The 22,946-nt window shown below is 64.9% G+C and carries 21 protein-coding genes; 12 read left to right on the top strand and 9 right to left on the bottom strand.

Annotated features, from left to right (window positions below):
• The first annotated feature begins 1 nt into the window (after position 1).
• The 7 genes from xdhB to metH all read left to right on the top strand — a co-directional run bounded on the left by xdhB (position 2) and on the right by metH (position 10,334).
• Positions 2-2,308, top strand: a complete 2,307-nt coding sequence (gene xdhB / locus LZ585_RS09960) for a xanthine dehydrogenase molybdopterin binding subunit (protein WP_234853424.1) — start codon at positions 2-4, stop codon at positions 2,306-2,308.
• Entirely contained in the window at positions 2,305-3,045 is a 741-nt protein-coding gene (gene xdhC, locus LZ585_RS09955; RefSeq protein ID WP_234853423.1) for a xanthine dehydrogenase accessory protein XdhC, read from the top strand. The genes xdhB and xdhC overlap by 4 nt, the downstream gene beginning before the upstream one ends.
• The gene (gene guaD / locus LZ585_RS09950) at positions 3,033-4,316 is read left to right on the top strand and encodes a guanine deaminase (RefSeq protein ID WP_234853422.1); all 1,284 of its coding nucleotides are present in this window, start codon (positions 3,033-3,035) and stop codon (positions 4,314-4,316) included. Before xdhC ends, guaD begins: the two co-directional genes overlap by 13 nt.
• 91 nt (positions 4,317-4,407) lie before the next feature.
• Entirely contained in the window at positions 4,408-4,863 is a 456-nt protein-coding gene (locus LZ585_RS09945; protein WP_234853421.1) for a DUF1236 domain-containing protein, read from the top strand.
• 127 nt (positions 4,864-4,990) lie between these two features.
• Positions 4,991-6,424, top strand: coding sequence for a mannose-1-phosphate guanylyltransferase/mannose-6-phosphate isomerase (locus LZ585_RS09940; protein ID WP_234853420.1), 1,434 nt, complete (start codon positions 4,991-4,993; stop codon positions 6,422-6,424).
• Between the two features lie 159 nt (positions 6,425-6,583).
• Positions 6,584-7,627 (top strand): homocysteine S-methyltransferase family protein, encoded by a 1,044-nt coding sequence (locus LZ585_RS09935; RefSeq protein WP_234853419.1) that lies wholly within the window; start codon positions 6,584-6,586, stop codon positions 7,625-7,627.
• Positions 7,620-10,334, top strand: a complete 2,715-nt coding sequence (gene metH / locus LZ585_RS09930) for a methionine synthase (RefSeq protein ID WP_234853418.1) — start codon at positions 7,620-7,622, stop codon at positions 10,332-10,334. The genes LZ585_RS09935 and metH overlap by 8 nt, the downstream gene beginning before the upstream one ends.
• A 68-nt stretch (positions 10,335-10,402) precedes the next feature.
• Here the strand turns inward: metH and LZ585_RS09925 are convergent, their stop codons facing one another.
• The 6 genes from LZ585_RS09925 to LZ585_RS09900 all read right to left on the bottom strand — a co-directional run bounded on the left by LZ585_RS09925 (position 10,403) and on the right by LZ585_RS09900 (position 16,232).
• Entirely contained in the window at positions 10,403-11,443 is a 1,041-nt protein-coding gene (locus LZ585_RS09925; protein WP_234853417.1) for an ABC transporter substrate-binding protein, read from the bottom strand.
• A gap of 92 nt (positions 11,444-11,535) precedes the next feature.
• Entirely contained in the window at positions 11,536-12,258 is a 723-nt protein-coding gene (locus LZ585_RS09920) for an SDR family NAD(P)-dependent oxidoreductase (protein WP_234853416.1), read from the bottom strand.
• 10 nt (positions 12,259-12,268) lie between these two features.
• On the bottom strand, positions 12,269-13,147 hold the full coding sequence (ppk2, locus tag LZ585_RS09915) for a polyphosphate kinase 2 (RefSeq protein WP_234853415.1): 879 nt from the start codon (positions 13,145-13,147) through the stop codon (positions 12,269-12,271).
• Between the two features lie 3 nt (positions 13,148-13,150).
• Complete coding sequence (locus LZ585_RS09910; RefSeq protein WP_234853414.1) at positions 13,151-14,077, bottom strand: homoserine O-succinyltransferase; 927 nt, start codon at positions 14,075-14,077, stop codon at positions 13,151-13,153.
• Positions 14,078-14,081: 4 nt separating this feature from the next.
• Positions 14,082-14,942: an ATPase gene (locus LZ585_RS09905; protein ID WP_234853413.1), complete on the bottom strand. Its 861-nt coding sequence runs from the start codon at positions 14,940-14,942 to the stop codon at positions 14,082-14,084.
• Positions 14,943-15,041: 99 nt separating this feature from the next.
• Positions 15,042-16,232, bottom strand: a complete 1,191-nt coding sequence (locus LZ585_RS09900) for an OmpP1/FadL family transporter (RefSeq protein ID WP_234853412.1) — start codon at positions 16,230-16,232, stop codon at positions 15,042-15,044.
• 248 nt (positions 16,233-16,480) lie between these two features.
• On the opposite strand from LZ585_RS09900, the gene guaB reads away from it, so the two are divergent.
• Positions 16,481-17,929 (top strand): IMP dehydrogenase, encoded by a 1,449-nt coding sequence (gene guaB / locus LZ585_RS09895; protein ID WP_234853411.1) that lies wholly within the window; start codon positions 16,481-16,483, stop codon positions 17,927-17,929.
• A 196-nt stretch (positions 17,930-18,125) separates the two neighbouring features.
• A complete protein-coding gene (locus LZ585_RS09890) occupies positions 18,126-18,566 on the top strand; it encodes a YybH family protein (protein WP_234853410.1) in 441 nt (146 codons plus the stop codon).
• A 127-nt stretch (positions 18,567-18,693) separates the two neighbouring features.
• On the opposite strand, the gene LZ585_RS09885 is transcribed toward LZ585_RS09890, so the two are convergent.
• Positions 18,694-19,008 carry an FYDLN acid domain-containing protein gene (locus LZ585_RS09885; RefSeq protein ID WP_234853409.1) on the bottom strand — a complete coding sequence of 105 codons (315 nt, stop codon included), beginning with the start codon at positions 19,006-19,008 and terminating at the stop codon, positions 18,694-18,696.
• 61 nt (positions 19,009-19,069) lie between these two features.
• Here LZ585_RS09885 and LZ585_RS09880 point away from each other — a divergent pair, with 61 nt between their 5' ends.
• Together LZ585_RS09880 and LZ585_RS09875 are read left to right on the top strand one after the other, a co-directional pair.
• Complete coding sequence (locus LZ585_RS09880; RefSeq protein ID WP_390625062.1) at positions 19,070-19,819, top strand: M48 family metallopeptidase; 750 nt, start codon at positions 19,070-19,072, stop codon at positions 19,817-19,819.
• A 32-nt stretch (positions 19,820-19,851) separates the two neighbouring features.
• Positions 19,852-20,499, top strand: a complete 648-nt coding sequence (locus LZ585_RS09875; RefSeq protein WP_234855805.1) for a GntR family transcriptional regulator — start codon at positions 19,852-19,854, stop codon at positions 20,497-20,499.
• Here the strand turns inward: LZ585_RS09875 and LZ585_RS09870 are convergent.
• On the bottom strand, positions 20,496-21,155 hold the full coding sequence (locus LZ585_RS09870; protein ID WP_234853408.1) for a lipid-binding SYLF domain-containing protein: 660 nt from the start codon (positions 21,153-21,155) through the stop codon (positions 20,496-20,498). The genes LZ585_RS09875 and LZ585_RS09870 overlap by 4 nt on opposite strands.
• A gap of 111 nt (positions 21,156-21,266) precedes the next feature.
• Positions 21,267-22,271: a porphobilinogen synthase gene (hemB, locus tag LZ585_RS09865; protein WP_234853407.1), complete on the bottom strand. Its 1,005-nt coding sequence runs from the start codon at positions 22,269-22,271 to the stop codon at positions 21,267-21,269.
• Between the two features lie 91 nt (positions 22,272-22,362).
• Here hemB and LZ585_RS09860 point away from each other — a divergent pair, with 91 nt between their 5' ends.
• A complete protein-coding gene (locus LZ585_RS09860; protein ID WP_234853406.1) occupies positions 22,363-22,935 on the top strand; it encodes a hypothetical protein in 573 nt (190 codons plus the stop codon).
• Positions 22,936-22,946 lie beyond the last annotated feature (11 nt).

Genomic DNA, 22,946 nt, shown 5'->3' with positions numbered 1-22,946 from the left:
GATGAAAGACGAAACCGCCATTCGCGGCCAGGCCCATCAGGACACCATCCACGACAGCGCCATCAAGCACGTCACCGGCCGCGCCGACTATACCGACGACCTGGCCGAGCCTCACGGGTTGCTGCACGCCTATCTGGGCTTGTCTCAATGCGCCCACGGGTTGATTACCGGCATGGATTTTTCGGAGACGCTGGCATCCCCCGGCGTGGTGGGCGTGCTGACGGCCGAGGACATTCCCGGCGTCAACGACGTGTCGCCTAATGGCAAGAACGACGACCCGATCTTTGCGGAACGCGAGGTGCTGTTCTGGGGGCAGCCGGTCTTTGCCGTGATCGCGGAAACCCGCGACCAGGCGCGGCGCGCGGCGCACAAGGCGCGCATCACCTATGACGTCTTGCCCCATGCGCTTGATCCGATGGCCGCGAAGGACGCGGGCATGGGCTATGTCACCGACCCGCTGACGCTGCGCCGGGGCGATGCCGACGCGGGCATGGCCGCCGCGCCCCGCCGGATCAAGGGTCGCTTCAACATCGGCGGGCAGGACCATTTCTATCTGGAAGGCCAGATCGCCATGGCCATCCCGGGCGAGGACGAGGACGTGACAATCAACGTCTCGACCCAGCACCCGTCCGAGGTGCAGCACATGGTCGCCCATGTCCTAGGCTGCCGGAACAACGCGGTCGTGGTGAACGTGCGCCGGATGGGCGGTGGCTTCGGCGGCAAGGAAACGCAGATGAACCTGTTTTCCTGCGTCGCGGCCATTGCCGCGAAACGCTGGAACCGCGCCGTCAAGATCCGCCCCGACCGCGACGACGACATGACCGCCACCGGCAAGCGCCACGATTTCGTCGTGGATTACGAGGTGGGCTTTGACGACACCGGCCGCATCCGCGCCGTCCGGGGCGACTGGTATGCCCGCTGCGGCTTTTCCGCCGACCTGTCCGGCCCGGTGACGGACCGCGCGCTGTTTCACGCGGACAATGCCTATTACTACCCCGACGTGCGGATCAGCAGCCATCCGATGAAGACGAACACCGTCAGCAACACCGCATTTCGCGGCTTCGGCGGTCCGCAAGGGGTGATTGTTGCCGAACGGATGATCGAGGAAATCGCCTATGCATTGGGCCGCGATCCGCTGGAGATCCGCAAGGCCAACCTTTACCAGAACGGCCAGCTGACCCCCTATCACCAGGAGGTCAACGACCAGATCCTGCCCCGCATCTTCGCCGATCTGGAGGCATCCAGCGACTATCAGGCCCGCCGCCAGGCCGTGCTGGACTGGAACGCCAAAGGCGGCGTGATCCGCAAGGGCATCGCGCTGACGCCGGTCAAGTTCGGCATCAGCTTCACTGCGACCTGGTTCAACCAGGCTGGCGCGCTGATCCATGTCTATAACGACGGCTCCATCGCCCTGAACCACGGCGGGTGCGAGATGGGGCAGGGCCTCAACACCAAGGTGGCGCAGGTCGTGGCCGAGGCCTTCCAGTGCGACATCACCTGCATCAAGATCACCCGCACGACGACGGAAAAGGTGCCCAACACCTCGGCCACGGCGGCGTCCTCGGGAACGGACCTGAACGGCATGGCGGCGCTGGACGCGGCGGAACAGATCAAGGCCCGGCTGGTCGAATTCGTGGCCGAACGCTGGCAGCAGCCGCGCGAGGACGTCCGGTTCGTCCCCGGCCATATCCGCGCGGGCGACCACATGATCCCCTGGAACGACGTGATCGCGGCGGCCTATATGGCGCGGATCCACCTGTCGGCGGCGGGTTTCTACAAGACGCCGAAGATCCATTGGGACCGCGCGACGGGGCGGGGGCGGCCTTTCTATTACTATGCCTATGGCGCGGCGGTGTCCGAGGTCTCGGTCGATACCCTAACCGGAGAATACGTCATCGACCGCACCGACGTGATCCACGACGTGGGCCGATCGCTGAACCCGGCGCTGGACAAGGGCCAGGTCGAAGGCGCCTTTGTCCAGGGCGCAGGCTGGCTGACGACCGAGGAATTGTGGTGGGATGACAAGGGACGGCTGCGCACCCATGCGCCGTCGACCTACAAGGTGCCGCTGGCATCCGACCGCCCGCGCATCTTCAACGTCAGCCTGGCCGACTGGTCCGAGGCGACCGAGCGCACCATCAAGCGGTCCAAGGCCGTGGGCGAGCCGCCCTTCATGCTGGGCATCAGCGTGTTCGAGGCGATCAACATGGCCGTCGCGTCCTTCAGCGATTACCGCGAACCGGCCCGCCTGGACGCCCCCGCCACGCCCGAGCGCGTGCTGATGGCGATCGAGGCGCTGCGGGGATGATCCGCGTCCGGGTCATATCGGCCCTCGGGTCCACGCCACGCGATGCGGGGGCCGAGATGTTTGTCGGCCCCGATCGCGTGGAAGGCACCATCGGCGGCGGCCAGCTGGAATACATGGCCATCGACCGCGCGCGGGCCATGCTGGCATCGGGCGAGGCCGAGGCCCGCATGGACATCCCCCTTGGCCCCGAGATCGGGCAATGCTGCGGGGGCAGGGTGGTCCTGCAACTGGACCGCCATGGCCCCACGCCCGAGGATCATCCCGATGTGCTGGTCTTTGGCGCAGGCCATGTCGGGCGCGCGCTGGTGCAGGCCCTGCATCCCCTGCCGGTCAACCCCCTGCTGATCGACCAACGTCCCGAGGAACTGGCCCAGGCTGCGCTCGGCATCGAAACACGCCTGACCCCCTTGCCCGAAGCCGAGATCCGCGCCGCCCGCCCTGGCAGTTCCGTGGTGATCCTGACCCATGACCACGCGCTCGACTTCCTGCTGGCGGCCGAGGCGCTGTCGCGCGACGACCTGCCCTATGTCGGCATGATCGGCAGCGCCACCAAGCGTGCGCAGTTCAGCCGCTTTGCCCGCGAACGGGGCCTGGACCCTGCGCCCTTGATCTGCCCCATCGGCGCGGGCTTCACCCATGACAAGCGCCCGGCCGTCATTGCCGCCTTCACCGCCGCCGAACTGATCGCGCGGCTGACCGTCAATTCTTCTTCACGAAAATATCCATGCAACAGCTGATCCGGGGGCGCGTTCTGGGCTTCCATGCCGACCCACAGGACACCGACGCCAACCACCGCTACCTCGAGGACGGCGCGATCCTGGTCGAGGATGGCCGCATCCTTGCCGTGGACGACTACACGGCCTTGGCGCGCCCCGACCTGGCGGAAATCGACCACCGTCCGCACCTGATCCTGCCGGGCTTCATCGACACGCATATCCATTTCCCGCAGCTGCAGGTGATCGCCAGCTGGGGCGCGCAGCTTCTGGACTGGCTGAACACCTATACCTTCCCCGAGGAGGCCCGCTTTCGCCAGCAGGGCCATGCACCCGCCATGGCCGACGCCTTCCTGAACCTGCTGACCGACCATGGCACGACCACCGCCGTGGCCTTCTGTTCCGTCCACAAGGAATCCGCCGAGGCGCTGTTTTCCGCAGCTCATGCCCGCAACATGGCAATGGTCGCCGGCAAGGTGATGATGGACCGCAATGCCCCGCCCGAGGTTCTGGACACGCCCCGGCAGGGATACGACGACAGCAAGGCCCTGATCGACCGCTGGCACGGCAAGGGGCGCCAGCGTTACGCGATCACGCCGCGCTTTGCCATCACCTCGACCCCCGAACAGATGGAGATGGCGGGAACGCTGGTGCGCGAACATCCCGATTGCCATGTCCAGACGCACCTGTCGGAAAACCTGGACGAGATCGATTTCACGCTGAGCCTTTATCCCCAGGCCCGCGACTACTTGGACATCTATGAAACCTACGGCCTGCTGTCCCCCAGGCTGCTGCTGGGCCATTCCATCCATCTGCGCCCGCGAGAGATCGCGCGCATGGCCGAAACCGGCAGCCGGGCGGTGTTCTGCCCGACCTCGAACCTGTTCCTGGGATCCGGGCTGTTCGACGAGGCAGGGCTGCGGGCGGCGGGCGTGGTCAGCGGCATCGCCACCGATGTCGGCGGCGGCACCAGTTATTCGATGCTGCAAACCCTGAACGAAGGCTACAAGATCCTGCAACTGCGCGGGCAAAAGCTGACACCGCTGTCGGCCTTTCACTGGATCACGCGGGGCAATGCCCTGACCTTGGGAATGGAGGATCAGATCGGCACGCTGGCGCACGGCAGCATGGCGGATCTGGTGGTGCTGGATGCCCGCGCCACGCCCGCGATGGCGCTGCGCATGGAACGGGCGGAAACGCTGGAACAGGAACTGTTCGTGCTGCAGATCATGGGCGACGACCGCAGCATCCGCCAGACCTATGTGGCGGGTAAGCCGATGAAGAAACATGGTTAATGCCGTGGCGTCACGGCAATAATCCGTGATCGTCGGGAACTTCGACGCTGGTTTGCGAATTTTACACGCAGATACGGAAATGGAGATCACGATGAAAACCCTTCTGACCATGACCGCAGTAGCGGCGCTTGCAGCGGGCGCCAGCTTTGCTGAAACCACCATCGTTCAAACCCAGCCTTCGACCTCGGTGACGCAGGTCGAAAGCGACCCGAACACCACCGGCGGCGGCGCGCTTGGCGGTGCGGCGACCGGTGCAGTCGCCGGCGCGGCGGTTGGCGGCCCGATTGGTGCGGCCATCGGCGGCGTTGCCGGTGCTGTCATGGGCGACGTCAGCGAAGACGCGCTGACCCCCGAAACCCGCACCTACATCATGGAAAACCGCACCGAGTCCGTCGTTCTGGACGGCGACCTTGCGGTTGGCACCGTTGTGCCGGAAACGGCGACGATCCAGACGGTGCCGAACTCGACCGTGCAATACGTCTATGTCAACGACCGCCCCGTGGTGGTCGAGCCCGAGACCCGCAAGGTCATCCACATCTACGAATAAGCGTGGGGGCTTGTCCCGCGTTGCAGGCCGGTCCTTCGGGGCCGGTCTTTTCATATGTGCGGGCTTTTCTCAGCCCACGGCGCAGGCTATCCCTTGCGTAACAAAACCGGCCGCAAGGGACAGCTACATGACCAAGATCACCCCCGTCCTGATGGCAGGCGGATCGGGAACCCGCCTGTGGCCCGTGTCCCGCAAGAGCTTTCCCAAGCAGTTCGCCCCCTTGATGGGGGACCAGACCCTGTTCCAAGCCTCGGCCCGCAGGCTGGCAGGGCCGGACTTTGCCGATCCCGTGGTGATGACGAACGCGGATTTCCGCTTTATCGTGGCCGAGCAACTGGAACAGGCCGGCATCCGCCCCGGCGCCATCGTGATCGAACCGTCGGGCCGCAACACGGCCCCCGCGATCCTGGTCGCCGCGCTGATGGTCGCGGCGAAAGATCCCGAAGGGCTGTTGCTGGTCGCCCCCTCCGATCATGTGATCCCGGACGAGGCGGCCTTTGGGCGTGCCGTGCGGCAGGGCGCGGGACCGGCGGCCGAGGGCCGGATCGTCACGTTCGGCATCACCCCCGACCGCCCCGAGACCGGCTATGGCTATCTGGAACTGGTAGGGCAGGGCGACGGCCCGCAGCCCTTGGCGCGCTTTGTCGAAAAGCCCGATGCGGCGACGGCGGCGCAGATGCTGGCGCAAGGCAGTTTCCTGTGGAACGCAGGCATCTTCCTGTTCAAGGCCAGCATCATGGTTGACGCGTTTCGCGCCCATGCGCCGGAATACCTGTCCCCCGTTCTGGCCGCCCTGGACGAGGCCAAGGACGACATCGGATTTCTGCGGCTGGCCAAGGGGCCGTGGGACAGCCTGCCCGACCAGTCCATCGACTATGCGGTGATGGAAAAGGCCGGCAACCTGACCGTGGTGCGCTTTTCCGAGCGCTGGTCCGACCTGGGGGGCTGGGACGCCGTCTGGCGCGAGGCCTTGCTGGAGGAACCCTCGGACACCGGGGTGGTGACGGACGGAAATTCCACCGCGATCGACTGCCACGACGTGCTGCTGCGGTCGGACAGCGACGACTTGCAGGTCGTGGGGATCGGCTTGACGGATGTCATGGTCGTCGCGACATCGGACGCGGTGCTGGTGGCCGACAAAAGCCGCGCCCAGGACGTGCGCCACGCCGTCACCGCGCTGAAGGCCAAGGGCTGCAAGCAGGCCACGGCATTCCCGCGCGATCACCGCCCCTGGGGCTGGTTCGAGACGCTGGCCCTGGCCGACCGCTTTCAGGTCAAGCGCATCGTGGTGAAGCCCGGCGCGGCCCTGTCGCTGCAAAGCCATGTGCATCGGTCCGAACACTGGATCGTCGTCAGCGGCACCGCGCGTGTGACGGTCGATGACAAGGTGACGCTGGTGACGGAAAACCAGTCGATCTATGTGCCGCTGGGCGCCGTTCACCGGATGGAAAATCCCGGCAAGGTGCCCATGGTCCTGATCGAGGTGCAGACCGGCAGCTACCTGGGCGAAGACGACATCATCCGATACGAGGATGTCTATGCCCGTGACAGCGCCGAGTGAGCGATAAGCCGGGGACGCTTCGCCCCCCGGACCCCCCGAGGATATTGAAGCCAAGGTAAAAGAGATATGCCACGCTTTCATAATCTTCTGTAGGATTATGAATTTGCCGTTGCGCGCCCCTGTCGCTATACCTGCGCCTTCCTGGCAAGGGTTGACACGATGACCGGCAGACTTTCCCGATCCCCCGCCTTCGCGGCGCTTGACGCGGCTGCGGCCGAACGGATCCTGATCCTGGACGGGGCGATGGGCACGCAAATCCAGCAGCTTCGGCTGGCCGAGGACGATTATACTGGCCACGGGTCGGGCCATGCCTGCCGCCATCATTCCGATCATCCCCAGCAGGGCAACAACGACCTTCTGATCCTGACCCAGCCTCAAGCGGTCGAGGAGATCCATTACCGCTATGCCATGGCAGGCGCGGATATCGTCGAAACCAACACCTTTTCCGCCACCACCATCGCCCAGGCCGATTACGGGATGCAGGAGGCCGTCCACGACCTGAACGTCGAGGGCACGCGCATCGTGCGCCGGGCGCTGGATCGCGCAACCGCACAGGATGGACGGCCGCGTTTCGTCGCGGGCGCCATCGGGCCGACGAACCGCACCGCGTCCATCAGCCCGGATGTGAACGACCCCGGATACCGCGCCGTCACCTTTGACGATCTGCGCGCAGCCTATCTGCAACAGGCACGGGGCCTGATCGAAGGCGGCGCCGACATCCTGCTGATCGAGACGATCTTCGACACGCTGAACGCCAAGGCCGCGATCTTCGCCTGCATCCAGGCAATGGAGGCGCACGGGCAGGCCTTGCCGCTGATGATTTCGGGGACGATCACCGATGCTTCGGGGCGCACGCTGTCGGGACAGACGCCGACTGCGTTCTGGTATTCGGTCCGCCATGCCCGGCCCTGGTCAGTGGGCCTGAACTGCGCGCTTGGCGCATCGGCCATGCGTCCGCATCTGGCGGAACTGGCGGGCGTGGCGGACACAAACATCTGCGCCTATCCCAACGCGGGCCTGCCCAACGCCTTCGGCCAATACGACGAAGGCCCCGGCGACACCGCCGTGCAGGTTGCCGAATTCGCACGCGAAGGGCTGGTTAACGTCGTCGGCGGCTGCTGCGGCACGACGCCCGACCACATCCGCGCCATTGCCGAGGCTGTTGCGGCTTATGCCCCCCGAAAGGTTCCGGAATATGCTTGAACGTCACTTGCGCCTGTCGGGCCTGGAACCCTTTGTCCTGACGCCCGACATTCCCTTTGTGAACATCGGCGAACGCACCAACGTCACCGGGTCTGCCCGCTTCCGCAAGCTGATCACCAACCGCGATTATGCCGCAGCCCTGGAGGTTGCGCGCGATCAGGTGGAAAACGGTGCGCAGATCATCGACATCAACATGGACGAGGGGCTGATCGACAGCCGTGCCGCCATGGTCGAATACTTGAACCTGCTGGCGGCCGAACCCGACATCGCCCGCGTCCCGGTAATGATCGACAGTTCCAAATGGGAGGTGATCGAGGCGGGCCTGCAATGCGTCCAGGGCAAGCCGGTCGTCAATTCCATCAGCATGAAGGAAGGCGAGGACCAGTTCCGCCATCACGCCCGCCTGTGCCTCGCCTATGGCGCGGCGGTCGTGGTCATGGCCTTCGACGAACAGGGACAGGCCGACACCTGCGCCCGCAAGATCGAGATCTGCACGCGGGCCTATAAAATCCTGACCGAGGAAGTGGGCCTCCCGCCCGAGGACATCATCTTCGACCCCAACATCTTCGCCGTGGCGACGGGGATCGAGGAGCACAACAACTATGGCGTCGATTTCATCGAGGCCACCCGCTGGATCCGCCAGAACCTGCCCCACGCCCATGTCTCGGGCGGGGTGTCGAACCTGTCCTTCTCGTTCCGCGGCAACGAGCCCGTGCGCGAGGCGATGCACGCCGTGTTCCTGTATCACGCGATCCAGGCGGGCATGGACATGGGCATCGTGAACGCAGGGCAGCTTGCCGTTTATGACGCGATCGAAGCGGATCTGCGCGACGCCTGCGAGGATGTGGTCCTGAACCGCCGCCCCGATGCCACCGAACGCCTGCTGGAGATCGCCGAACGCTTCAAGGGCGAAGGCGGGCAGAAGGCACGCGAAAAGGATCTGTCCTGGCGCGAATGGACCGTCGAAAAACGGCTGGAACATGCGCTTGTGAACGGCATCACCGAATATATCGAGGCTGATACCGAGGAAGCGCGCCTTCAGGCCGAACGCCCGCTGCACGTCATCGAAGGCCCGCTGATGGCGGGGATGAACGTGGTGGGCGACCTGTTCGGCGCGGGCAAGATGTTCCTGCCGCAGGTGGTGAAATCCGCCCGTGTGATGAAGCAGGCGGTCGCCGTCCTTCTTCCCTATATGGAGGAGGAAAAGCGTCTGACCGGCGGCACTGAACGGCAGGCGGCGGGCAGGATCCTGATGGCGACTGTCAAGGGCGACGTTCACGACATCGGCAAGAACATCGTCGGCGTGGTCCTGGCCTGCAACAATTACGAGGTGATCGACCTGGGCGTCATGGTCCCCGCGCAGAAGATCCTCGAGGTCGCGAAGGAACGGCAGGTCGATGTGATCGGCCTGTCCGGCCTGATCACGCCGTCCCTGGACGAGATGGTCCATGTCGCCTCGGAAATGGAACGCGAGGGCTTCCATGTGCCCCTGCTGATCGGCGGTGCCACGACCTCGAAAATCCACACTGCGGTCAAGATCGCGCCGCGCTACCATCAGGGCGCGGCCGTCTATGTGACCGATGCGAGCCGCGCTGTGGGGGTGGTGTCGTCCCTGCTGTCGCCCACCCAGCAGGCGGGCTATGTGGACGGGATCCGCGCCGAATACCTGGAAGTTGCGGAACGCCACGAACGGGCCGAGGCTGCGAAGCAGCGCCTGCCGCTGGTTGCGGCGCGGGCCAATGCGCTGAAGGTGGACTGGTCCGGCTACCGCGCCACTGTCCCGCAGTTCACCGGCCCCCGGATCGTCGAAGACTGGGATCTGGCGGAAATCGCGCGCTATATCGACTGGACGCCGTTCTTCCAGACCTGGGAATTGAAGGGCGTCTATCCCCGCATCCTTGACGATGAAAAGCAGGGCGAGGCCGCGCGCGCCTTGTTCAAGGAAGCGCAGGAGATGCTGGCCCGCATCATCGACGGCAAGTGGTTCAACCCCCGCGCCGTGCTGGGCTTCTGGCCTGCCAACGCGGTGGGCGACGACATCCGCCTGTTCACGGGCGAGGACAGGTCGAAGCCGCTGGCAACCCTGCACACCCTGCGCCAGCAGGTGACGAAACGTGGCGAGCGCCCGAACGTGGCGCTGTCCGATTTCGTGGCGCCCGAGGGCCGGCCTGATTATGTCGGCGGCTTCGTCGTCACCGCCGGTCCCGAGGAATCCGAGATCGCGGCCCGCTATGAACGCGCGAATGACGATTATTCTGCCATCATGGTCAAGGCCCTTGCCGACCGCATCGCCGAGGCCATGGCCGAGATGCTACACGAGCGCGTCCGCAAGGACTTCTGGGGCTATGGCGCGGACGAAACCTTCAAGCCGCAGGATCTGATCGGAGAGCCCTACAAGGGCATCCGCCCCGCGCCCGGCTATCCCGCGCAGCCCGACCATACCGAAAAGCTGACCTTGTTCCGCCTGCTGGATGCCGAAGCCGCGACCGGGGTGCGGCTGACGGAAAGCATGGCGATGTGGCCGGGATCCTCGGTGTCCGGCCTCTATATCGGGCATCCCGACAGCTATTACTTCGGCGTGGCGAAGATCGAGGAAGACCAGGCCCGAGACTATGCCGCGCGCAAGGGCATGGACCTGGCCGAGGTCGAACGCTGGCTGGCGCCGATCCTGAACTATATCCCACGCAAAAAGGACGAGGCTGCCTAAGCCCCGTCCTTTCTTCTTCACCTAAATATCCCAAGGGGGTGCGGGGGACTGGTCCCCCGCCTTTCCGCCTAGAACCCGGCCTTGATCTTCTCGAACTCGGCCAGCTGCTTTTCGCGCTGCGCCGGATCGTTCGGAGTCTGCGCCAGGATCGGGGCGTCGATCTCGCCCAGACCTTCCTTTACAGCAGGCTCCTCGGCAATGGTCGCCATCGCCTCGGTCGAGGTATGCCCATAGCCAATCGTGTCCAGCAGCGCCTTGCCCGCCGAAGGCTCCAGCCAGGCGTTGATGAAGTCATAGGCCTTTTCCTCGTTGCCCGGCCCGTTCTTCAGATTGATATAGCCGCAAAAGAAGGTGGACGATCCTTCCTTTGGCGCCCGTTGGAAGCCCACCGGATAGTTGTCGGCTTGCAGATAGACGACGCCGTCGTTCCAGGACCAGGCGATGTCCACCGCGCCGGAAGCCATCAACTGGGCCTGTTCCGACGGATCGGCCCAATAGGCCGCGACGTTCTGATGCGCCTGGCGCAGCCAATCGGCCGCGGCGGAGAATTGTTCGTCGGTCACGTCCGTCCAATCGGTCGTCCCGGTCGCCAGATAGGCAAGCGCCCAGACATCGTCCGACGAATCCGGCAGGGACGTGCGGCCCTGGTATTTGGGGTCGGTGAAGACCTGCAGGCTGGACACGTCCTCGGCAGGGACCGTCTCGGTGTTATAGGCGATGGCGGTCGCGCCCCAATCGGTCGGGATGAACCACACGCCCTGGTCATCCTTGAACACCTCGGATTCCAGGAACTCGGGCGCGATCTTGTCGAAATTCGGGATTTTCGACGTATCCCAAGGCTCGATCAGTCCGGCATCGCGGTATTTGCTGACCATCTGGCTGCAGGGATGGGCCACATCGGCCTGAAACCCCGAGGCAACCTTCTGGAACGCCTCGTCGTCGTCGCCGTAAAAGGCATAGGTCGGACTGTCGCCATGCTTGTCCACGTAGCCCTGGAAAATCGACGGTTCCTCGAACCCTGCCCAGTCAAAGACGGTCAGTTCTGGGTCCGCCGCAAGGGCGGGCAGGGCGATGGCAGAGGCAAGGGCGGTAGTTGTCAGCAAGCGCATGAAATCGGCCTTCCTGTTGGGCGGTTTGACCAAACGCTAACGGCCGCGAAACCCTCGCGCAAGGGAATCGCGCGGCTCTCAACGCCCAGTGATCACCGCATCCGCAGGGCGCCGTCCAGGCGGATCACCTCGCCGTTCAGATAGGCGTTTTCGACAATATGCGCGGCCATGCGGGCAAATTCCCTCGGATCGCCAAGCCGGGGCGGGAAGGTGACCTCGGCCGCAAGCCCGTTCTGCACGTCGGGCGGCAGCCCGCGCAGCATCGGCGTGGCAAAGATGCCCGGTGCGATGGCGCAGACCCGGATCCCCAGGCCCGCCAGATCGCGCGCAAGCGGCAGGGTCATGCCCGCGATCGCCGCCTTGGATGCGGCATAGGCGGCCTGGCCCTTCTGCCCGTCAAAGGCCGCGACGGATGCGGTGTTGACGATCACGCCATTCTCGGTCCGCCCGTTCCCGGCCATTTCCGCTGCCGCCAGCCGCAGGACATTGAAGCTGCCGATCAGGTTCACATCGACCACACGGCGAAAGGCGTCCAGGTCATGCGGTCCGTTCCGCCCGACGGTCCGTTCGCCAATGACCACCCCCGCGCAGTTCACGCAGATGTCGATCCCACCCATGCGATCCACGGCCTGCGCAATGGCAGCGGCCGTGCTGTCGGCCGAAGTCACGTCGGCCTGGACGTGGTTGGGATCGTCTCCCGCGTCCCGGTCCAGGATGACCACGGTGGCGCCTTGTTCACGGAACCATGCCGCGGTCGCGGCCCCCAGGCCCGAGGCGCCGCCGGTGACGATGGCCCGGCTGTTTCGCAGTTCCATCGGTCCCTCCTTACCGGTCCAGCAATTCCGGCCCGCCGGTGATGGCGGGGTCGGCGACACCGATCTGATCCATATCCTTGCACGCGAAATCCACCGCACCCAGGATCGTCTGGATCGCGGCCAGCCGCGCGCGTCGCTTGTCGTCCGACCGGATCACGGTCCAGGGCGCGATGGGCGAATGCGACAGGTTCAGCGTGTCGCGGATCGCGGCGGTGTAATCGTCCCACTTCGCCAGCCCGTCCACGTCGATCCGCGACAGTTTCCATTGCTTCAGGGGATCGGATTCCCGGTCCAGAAAGCGGCGCATCTGTTCGGCGCGGCCCACATTCAGCCACAGCTTGACCAGGATGATCCCGTCATCGACCAAGGTTTGTTCAAAGCTTGGCAACTGGCGAAAAAAGGCGTTGCGCTGCTGTTCGGTCGAAAAGCCGAACACGCGCTCGACGATGCCGCGATTGTACCAGCTTCGGTCGAACAGGGTTATTTCCCCCGCGGCGGGCAACCAGTCCACATAGCGTTGGAAATACCACTGACCCGCCTCGCGTTCGGTCGGGGTGGGCAGGGCGACGATACTGGCGGATCGGGGGTTCAGGTTTTCGCGGGTGCGTTCGATGGTGCCGCCCTTGCCGGCGGCGTCGCGCCCCTCGAACAGCACGACCAGCCGCTTGCCGGTCGCCACCACGTCGCCCATCATGCGCACCAGTTGCAACTGCAACTGGTCCATCTGCGCCTCGTAGGTCTTCTTGTCCAGTTCCCGGCGATAAGGATAGGTCGGATCCAGGATGCCGTCCTTGTCCGCGCCTTCCACCAGCTTCCTGATGTCCTTGGGCGCGGCCTTCAAGGCCTCGGTGATCTTGCCGACCAGGGGAAGGTCCGGGGTTTGGGCCATGTCCTATCCTTCTCCGATGCGGTTCAGATCGTATTGCGTCGTCTGATAGATCTCGTTGATCCAGTTACCGTAAAGCAGATGCGCATGGCTGCGCCAGCGGTTCGACGGCGCGCGGGTCGGATCGTCGTCGGGATAATAGTTCGCCGGCACGTTGATCAGCCTGCCCGCTGCCACGTCGCGGTCGTATTCTTCCTTGAGCGTGGTGCTGTCGTATTCGAAATGGTTGAAGACATACAGCGCGCGGTGTCCCGGATCCTCCAGCAGGCAGGGACCGCACTGGTCGCTGGCCAGCAGGGTGCGCAGGGCAGGGCGGGCGTCCACGTCGGGCTGTCGCACCTCGGTCCAGCGGCTGACGGGGACCAGCACATCGTCCGAAAAGCCCCGAAGATAGGGGGACGCCGGGGCCTGGTTGTGGTGGCGGAAGCAGCCGAATGCCTTGTGGTCCAGGGGGTGCTTTTCAAGCCGGTGGAAATGCCAGGCCATCGCCATGCCGCCCCAGCAGACGCCGAAGGTGGAATGGACATGGCTTTGCGTCCAGGCGAACACCTGGGTCAGTTCGTCCCAATAGGTCACGTCCTCGAAGGGAAGCTTTTCGACCGGGGCGCCGGTGATCAGAAGGCCGTCGAATTTCTCTCCCGTGGCGGCAACATCGCGGAAGGGGCGATAGAAGCTTTCCAGGTGGTCTGCCGCCGTATTGCGGCTTTCATGGTCGGACATGCGGATCAACTGAAAGTCGATCTGCAGGGGCGTGGCGCCGATCAGCCGGGCAAACTGGTTTTCGGTCTGGATCTTCTTGGGCATCAGGTTCAGCAGCGCGATGCGCAGCGGCCGGATGTCCTGCGTCGCGGCCCGGCCCGGAGACATGACCATCACGCCTTCGTCCGACAGGATGCGATAGGCGGGCAGGTTCTCGTTCAGGGTGATGGGCATGGGTTCATTCCTTGCGGTCGATGGCGCGGGCGATCAGGCGGTCGAAATCGGCGGGGGTTCGGACTTCGGCCACTTCCTCGGCCAGGATGGTGACGCCGCGCCGCGCCATGGCTTCGTATCGCGGCTGTCGGTGGGCCAGGGCGCGGGCATAGATCCAGCGGATGAAGTCGTCGGGATTGACCTCGTCCCCGTCCAGGCCCTTTTCCACGCGATAGGCGATCCAGGCCTTTTCCAGGAACTCCGGCTGGTAATACATGGGCTTGGGTGCGCGGTCGAAGCGGCGGACCAGTTCGGCGGTATGGGCATCCGACCCCTTGATCCAGACCATCAGCAGGTCGCGTTCCAGGGCTTGTAGGACCGGATCGGCGGGATCTTCGGGATCCACGACCTCGCAGATCGACCCGCCGCTGTCGCAGACGAAATGCGGGATGGCATAGATGTCGCGGGCGCGGGTCATAAAATGGCGCGTGTCCAGAAGGGCCGCGATCTCGGCCCTCCGGTGCTGGTTCTGGCGCAGGCAGTATTCGTCAAAGGGCAGCCCCCCGCGCGAGGGGCTTCCGGGCTTGCCCAGATAGGTGGACAGCGGCGCCAGGTTGTCAAAGGTGATGTTGCTGGCGACATAGATGCTGTCCGACAGCAGCAGTTCCCGCAGGAAAGGAACCTTCATCGCCTCGCGCTTGAAGTTGTCGGCGATGAATTCGCCCATATAGCGGGTGCCGATCCGGTAATCGACGCTATAGTGGAACCAGTCGCCCGCTTCGCGCAGCATATTGGCCAGATAGGTCTTGCCCAGGCCCGACATCCCGAACAGCACAATGCGCTTGGCGCTTGTCCCCAGCCATTCGCCGCCGCTGCCATAGATCATCGGATGCCCCTTCGTTTCGGGCGCATAGGTAATGCAGGGGGTTTCGAAAGCAAAGGCCCCGCCGAAGCGAGGCCTTGCCAGTGTCACGGTGCGGAAGCTTCAGAAGCTGTAGCCGATGCGGACGCCGATGCCCCAGGCGTGGTTGTCCTCCATCGTGGCGACGGTCGTTTTGTTGCCGGTTTCGCCGATGCCCACGTCAGAACCACCCAACCGGGTATAGTTGATACCTGTCGTGATCTTAATGTTATCCATTGTGTATATGCCGGCGAGGGTAACACCCTTGCGCCCGTTGGTCGGGGCAAGCGGTGAAACCGTATCCCCTTCGCTGGGCTCATAGACGAACGACAGCGACGCGGACCAGTTGTCCGTTAATTTGCGCCCCACGCCGATTGTATAGGTCGTCGTGTCCTCGACCTCGACAAGCGGAACCGTTCCCCCTGTCGGGGGAGTGATAGGAAAGACGGCGTTGTCGACAATGAATTCGGACCATTTCACCCAGCGGATCGAACCGAAAACCAGGGTGTCCTGCGCAATGCCGGTCTGACCTTCCACGGTCCAGCTGCGCGGCGTCTTGACCGTATAGCGCCCCGAGATGGTATCGGTCAGGCCGTTGGTCGCACCCAGAATGACATCTCCCGTTTCGGTCATCTCAAAGTCGTGGTCGATGGACGAGTTGTAGGTCAGCGACACACGGCCGGCGATCTCGGGTATCTCGTAGGCCGCGCCGAGGACGTAGCCCATGCCCCATTCGTCCTCGATCTCCAGATTGTAGGGCGGCGCAATCCGGTTGTATCCCAACCCGTTCAAGGTCACGCCACCATTGGCTTTCGATGCGCGGATCCCGCCATGGATCGAAAAGTTGTTTTCGAACTTGTATCGCGCCAATGCCGTGAAGGTGGTCGAATTAACCTCAACCCGGGTGCCGCCAAGAACGGGCGAACCGGCCGGCGCCAGTGGATAGCGGATGTCCGCTCCGAAAGGCTGCTCCATGATGATGGCAGCTGATATGTTATCGTTGAACTGGTGCTTGTAGGACAGGCCGACGAAGCCATAGCCCTGTGCCACGTCGCCGGTCGAGCTGGGAGGAATGCCGCTGGGAATAAACGGATTGGGCGGAACGCCGACATCCGTCCCTTCCACGGTGGGATCGACACCACCAAAGCTCAATTCCGCGTAATTGCCTTCCTCGAACAGCACCGACAGGGACTGCGGCGCGCGCTCGATCCCGCCCGCGATGAGCGGTGATGCGGATATCAGCAGAACCGCACCGCCCGTCATGATTTTCTTCATAGGTTCCTCCCTTGGCAGTCATGGGACCGCTGGATTCGCAACTTACCGCCGATGTTCTACGAATCAATTGACGGTGCAATATGACGCGGCGTCCGCCCGGAATGCGTGTGGGGTCCGTGGCATTGGGGCAACTTTCGGTTGTCCGTGCCCATGCAGTTCGCGCAAGAAATCCGCGCCAACGCACTGGACAAAGACCCCGACGCGTGAAAGGGGAAACTGCCAAACGATGTTGCCGCAAGGACACTCCCATGCAGATTCGTGAGGCGCTTACCTTTGATGATGTTCTTCTGGTGCCTGCCGCATCCACGGTCATGCCGTCGACCGCCGATGTAACAACGCGCGTGACCCGAAGCATCGCCATGAACATCCCGTTGCTGTCGTCCGCCATGGACACCGTCACCGAAAGCCGCATGGCCATCGCTATGGCTCAGGCGGGCGGCATGGGCGTGATCCATCGCAACCTGACCGCCGAACAGCAGGCCGACGAGGTTCGGCGCGTCAAGCGGTTCGAATCGGGCATCGTCTATAACCCGATCACGCTGCGGGCCGACCAGACCGTGGGCGACGCGCGGGCCTTCCAGGAACGCTTTAATGTCACCGGCTTTCCGGTGGTGGACGACGAGGGGCGCATCGTCGGCATCGTGACCAACCGCGACATGCGTTTCGCCAGCGACAATCGGACGCCGGTGCGTGCCGTGATGACCACGGACAATCTGGCGATGCTGAATGAACCGGCGGACCGCCAGCAGGCCATCGGCCTGATGAAGGAACGCCGGATCGAAAAGCTGCTGATCGCCGACAGCCAAGGCAAGCTGACAGGCCTCTTGACCCTGAAGGATACCGAGAAGTCGGTCCTGAACCCGCTGGCCTGCAAGGACGACCTGGGCCGCCTGCGTGTCGCTGCGGCCTCTACCGTGGGCGACGAGGGCTTTGAGCGCAGCCAGGCTCTGATCGAGGCGGGCGTGGACATGGTCGTGATCGACACCGCCCATGGCCATTCGGCGGGCGTCGCCAAGGCGGTCGAGCGCGTCAAGCTGTTTTCCAACCAGGTGCAGGTGGTCGCGGGCAACGTCGCCACGGCCGAAGCCACGCGTGCCTTGATCGACGCGGGCGCCGATGCGGTCAAGGTGGGCATCGGGCCTGGGTCGATCTGCACCACGCGGATCGTGGCGGGCGTCGGCGTGCCGCAGTTGACGGCGATCATGGACGCGGCATCCGCTGCGGGCGACGTGCCGATCATTGCGGATGGCGGCATCAAGTTTTCCGGCGATTTCGCCAAGGCGATCGCGGCGGGCGCAAGCTGCGCCATGGTCGGCAGCGCCATCGCAGGCACCGACGAGGCGCCGGGCGAGGTGATCCTGTACCAGGGCCGCAGCTTCAAGTCCTATCGCGGCATGGGATCCCTGGGTGCCATGGCGCGGGGCAGCGCGGACCGCTATTTCCAGAAGGATGCCGCGACCGACAAGCTGGTTCCCGAAGGGATCGAGGGGCAGGTGGCCTACAAGGGTTCCGCCAATGCGGTGATCCACCAGCTTGTGGGCGGCCTGCGGGCGGCCATGGGCTATACCGGCTGCGCCACGGTCGAGGAGATGCGCCGGAACTGCCAGTTCGTCCGCATCACCGGCGCGGGGCTGAAGGAAAGCCACGTCCACGACGTGCAGATCACGCGGGAAAGTCCGAACTATCGTATGGGCTGACCAGCCTTATGCGGGTCTCGGCAGGGTGCCGGTCGTCCTTTCTCGGTATATTCCGAGGAGCCGCTGCTTCAGCAAGACCTGGCCCGGACGCCAGCCGCAGCACCCTGCGCCACGGTTGGCGACAGAGGGCTGGTGAGGATGTATGATGGGCTGGGGCGCCGTGATGGCGTACCCCGGAAATTGCAGGGAGGAAGTTATGGTCAAATCTCCGACCTCGATGTCTGCGGTGCTGTGTGCTTGCGCTTTGGCGGCCACTGCCGCTGGTGCCGATCCCGCCAGCGATGTCAGCGCCGCCAATTCCGCATGGGACGCGGCCTTCAACGCGGGTGATGCGAAAGCCGTTGCGGCGCTTTATGCGCCGGACGCGATCTTTCTGCCCGCCACCCATGACGTGATCAAAGGCCCCCAGGGGGTCGAGGAGTTCTTTGGCGGACTGTTCGGCATGGGGGTGACGGGACACAAGCTGGAACTGATCGAGGCCGAGGGCAACGACGACCTGCTGGTCGGCACGGCCAAATGGTCGGCCAATGGCAAGGACGCCCAGGGCGCCGACCAGCCATGGGCAGGGGTGGCGACCCATGTCTTCGAAAGGCAGGAAGATGGCAGCCTGAAGCTGAGGGTGCATACCTTCAACTGATCAAGGGCTGGATAGGGCAGCGATGCCGACAGGCTGTCGAGACAAGGCCGAGGTTCACCCGGTGCGGCCTGAATCATCGCCCGGCTGCTGCGAAGCAAAAAGGCCGGTCCTGGGACCGGCCTTTTTCTTAATCCTCGTCGCTTTCGGCAACGTCGGCGATGTCGTCCAGCGACACGTCGCCGTCGTCATCGTCTTCTTCCAGCAGATCGTCGTCCAGTTCGCCTGCATCGTCGCCCAAATCCTCCTCGTCATCGACAAGGTCGTCGGTGTCGCGGGCGACGGTCTTTTCGGTGACAAGCGTCTTGCCGCTTCTGTCGGTCAGGCTTTCCAGCGAAAACTGGTTAGCGCAGGCCGGGCAGGTCATCGGATTGGCGCGCAGGTCATAGAACCGCGTGGCGCAGTGCGGGCACAGGCGTTTCGTGCCCCATTCCTCTTTGGGCATGGCATTTTCCTTCCGCCGCGTTTAGGGAAATCGGTGGTCCCCCTGCCACAGGTGCCGGGGGGTGTCAAAGGCTTTTCTGACAGCAACGGCGGGGCAGGGCAAGGGCAGGCGGATGGCCGAGGCGTTCACCATCGGCAACGGGATGCGGATCATGTGCCGGCGGTCGGGCCGTGCCCGCCGCATGACGCTGCGCGTGCCGCGCGATGGCGGGCCTGTCGTGCTGACGCTGCCCATCCATGTTGCGTTGTCGGATGGCGCGGCATTTGCGGAATCCAAGGCGGAATGGCTGCTGCAAGCCGCGGATCGCCGGCCCGCCCCCAGCATCGTCCGACACGGCGCAGTGGTCCCGGTGTCGGGCGAGCGGCTGGCGCTGTCCCCTGCCGCCGTCCGGGCGGCCCAGGTGGCGGGTAAGGCGCTGTTGCTGCCCGCCACCCGCCCGGCGGGGCCGGTGGTGCAGGCCTTTCTCAAGCACAAGGCGATGGGCCATCTGCGCGCGGCCTGCGACCGTCATGCGGCGGCGCTGGGCCGCAGTTATCAGGCGATTGTCCTGCGCGATACGCGGTCGCGGTGGGGCAGTTGCACATCGGACGGGCGGCTGATGTTTTCCTGGCGTCTGGCGATGGCCCCGCCCGCCGTGCTGGACTATGTCGCCGCGCACGAGGTCGCGCATCTGCGCCACATGGATCATTCACCGCGTTTCTGGGCGACCGTGGCCGGGCTGGTTCCCGATTACGCGAAGCACCGCGACTGGCTGCGGCGGCATGGGTCGGAATTGATGGCCTGGCAGTTCCGCGATCCGGCGAGGGATTGACGGGGGCGCCCTTTGTGATCACAACCACGGACATGAATGCCCCCGCCCGATCAACCGATCCATCCGCCCATGAAAAGCTGTATCGCAACCTGCGCAGCCGGATCATGCTGGGCGAACTGCCCCCTGGCAAGCCGCTGACCCTGCGCGGCATCGCCCGCGAATACAACCTGTCGATGACCCCCGCGCGCGAGGCTGTGCGCCGCCTGGTGGCCGAAGGGGCGCTGACGATGTCCGCCTCGGGCCGGGTGACCACGCCTGCGCTGTCGGACGACCGGATCGAGGAATTGGCCGCCCTGCGCGCCCTGATCGAACCCGAGCTGGCCGCCCGCGCCCTGCCGCGCGCACATTTCGCGCTGATCGACCGGCTGGCGCAGATGAACGCGCGCATTGCCGATGCGGTCGAAAACCATGATGCAGTGGGCTATATCCGCTGCAACCTGGAATTTCACCGGATGCTGTATCTGCGCGCCCAGGCACCCGCGATGCTGGCGATGCTGGAAACCATCTGGCTGCAACTGGGTCCGACGATGCGCGCGCTGTATGGCCGGGTGAAGCGGAACGAACCCCCACGCCACCACCGCATGATCCTGGCCGCGTTGCGGGCGGGGGATGAACCCGCGCTGCGGCTGGCCGTGCGCGCCGATGTCACGCACGGGCTGCGGCACCTGACCTCGGGCTAGTAACGGCCCATCTGGGGCATTTGCGGCATCTGCATCTGCGGCAATCCCATGCCGCCAAAGCCCAGGGTCGGTATTTCGGACGGGATGACGCGGGTGTATTTCGTGCCCTCGATGGACGCGCCTGCCATCAGTCCCGCCTGGCCGAAGATCATCGCCACGACCGGCAGTTGCGCGGTGATCGTGTCCGCGCCAAGCGCCATGCCGCCCTGCGGGATCGCATAGAAGGCGTTGGCCCCCGCCAGCCAACCGGGCGAGGCCCGGAAGGACGCAAGCGCGGCATCGGTCTGGAAGATCAGCACATGCGCATACTGCTGCGCGCCCGCCTGAAGGCCCACGGTGGCGCGCGTGGCGGAATAGTAATCCACCGTCGCCCCGCCGATCCGCAGCGCGCCTTGGCCATAGGCCCCGCCGACGCCAAGCGCCGCCTCGGTCATCAGGGGCATGTACAGGACGCCGCGCGCGTTCTGCACCAGCGCCTGCGCCGAGGGATAGTTCTGGATCAGGTAGTTGTGGGTCGCATCGACCCGCGCATCCAGTTCCGCCCCGGCATTCGTACCCACGGCATTGCTGCATCCGGCAAGAGCCAGGGCTGCAGTGCCCGCAACGCCCCTCAGCAGCACGCGACGGTCGATCCTGGTCTGGAAAAGGCTGCTCATCACGTGTCCCCGCGTTGTCGCCGGATGCCCCGGCATTTTGCCGGGAATGTAGGGTATTCCAACGTGCCTGTCACCCGCCCCGATGGAGGCGGGCGACGGTTCGCCTGCCGCCTAGGCACGGGCCGCAATGGCCTCGGCCACCTGGGGCGCGAAATAGGTCAGGATCCCGTCGCAACCCGCCCGGCGGAAGCACAAAAGGCTTTCGAACATGGCGTCGCGCGACAGCCAGCCGTTGCGGATCGCGCCTTCCAGCATCGCGTATTCGCCGCTGACCTGATAGGCAAAGGTGGGTGCGCCGAACTGGTCCTTTACCGCGCGGCAGATGTCCAGATAGGGCAGGCCAGGCTTGACCATGACCATGTCCGCGCCTTCGGCGAGGTCGCGCGCGACGCAGCGGATCGCCTCGCCTCGGTTGGCAGGGTTGACCTGATAGGTCTTCTTGTCGCCCACCAGCCGACCGGATGCGCCCACCGCATCGCGGAACGGACCATAGAAGCTGGAGGCGAACTTGGCGGCATAGGACAGGATCGCCGTGTGCTTGTGACCCGCCCCTTCCAGCGCGCCGCGCAGCGCGCCGATGCGGCCGTCCATCATGTCCGACGGCCCCAGGATGTCGGCGCCGGATTCCGCCTGGACCAGGGCCATGCGCACCAGGGCCTCGACCGTTTCGTCGTTCAGGATTTCGCCGTTCACGACGATGCCGTCATGTCCGTTGGCGTTGTAGGGATCGAGCGCGATGTCGGTCATTACCGCCAGGTCGGGCGCGGCTTCCTTGACGGCGCGAATGGCGCGGTTGCCGATGTTGTCGGGATCCCATGCGCGTTCGCAGGTTTCCGTCTTAAGATCCTGATCGGAATGGGGAAAGATGCAGATCGCCGGGATGTTCAGCCGTGCCGCCCGTTCCGCCGCCCGCCGTGCCCCGTCCAGCGTCAGCCGTTCGACGCCGGGCATGGAGGATATTTCCCCCTCGGCCCCCGGAACCTCGGTCACGAAGATCGGCCAGATCAGGTTGGCGGGCGTCACGTCGCATTCCGACACCATGGCGCGGATCGCAGGGGTCCGGCGCAGGCGGCGCAGGCGCGAAGCGGGGAAGGGGGCGATGATCGGCGTCGGCATGGCAGGCTTCCTTTCGGGGGGGCGCAAGACGGCTTTTCCTTCGGCAACAGCCGTTCTAAGGTCGCGCGCGACCAAGGACAAGGAAGCCCGCGTGCCGCAATTCGACAGCCTGATCGGCTTTCTGGACAGCCGGTCCTTTGGCACGGTCTGGTATTGGCTGGTGGTGATCGGCACCTGGTCGCTGACCGGTCGCGGCGTGATCGGCGTGCCGGTCGAGATCCTGGGCCGCGCCCGCACGGCGATCCAGGCGGGCGAGAGCGAATCCCCTGTCGTGCTGCACCTGCTGGACTGGCTGTCGCTGGTCCTGCCCCGCTGGCGCCTGGGCGCGCGGGAAGGCGCGGTGTTCCTGGGGGCTACGGGATTTGCGCTGACCTCGCTTGCGATCATGGGACTGGGCTATGGGCTGGAACTGGCGCTTGCCGGTTTCCTGCTGCTGTTTCCCTTTGCGATCCTGTTCTGGATGCGCGTGGCGCTTGCCCGCCGCCTGGTGCCCTTGCTGGATGCCGCGGAGCAGGGCGCGCAGCCCGTTCCGGCCATCGCGGCCGAGGCCGTGCGCCGCATGGTGATCCACCGGCGGCTGGTCACGGTCCTGTCGATGGCGGCGGTCGCGGTGACGGCCCTGCTGGGTGCGCTGTGGTCGCTGATCCATCCCTATGGCTTCTGACGCCTTGACTC

The sequence above is a fragment of the Paracoccus everestensis genome (assembly GCF_021491915.1).
Lineage (GTDB): Bacteria > Pseudomonadota > Alphaproteobacteria > Rhodobacterales > Rhodobacteraceae > Paracoccus > Paracoccus everestensis.
This window is presented reverse-complemented; position numbering and strand designations above follow the sequence as displayed.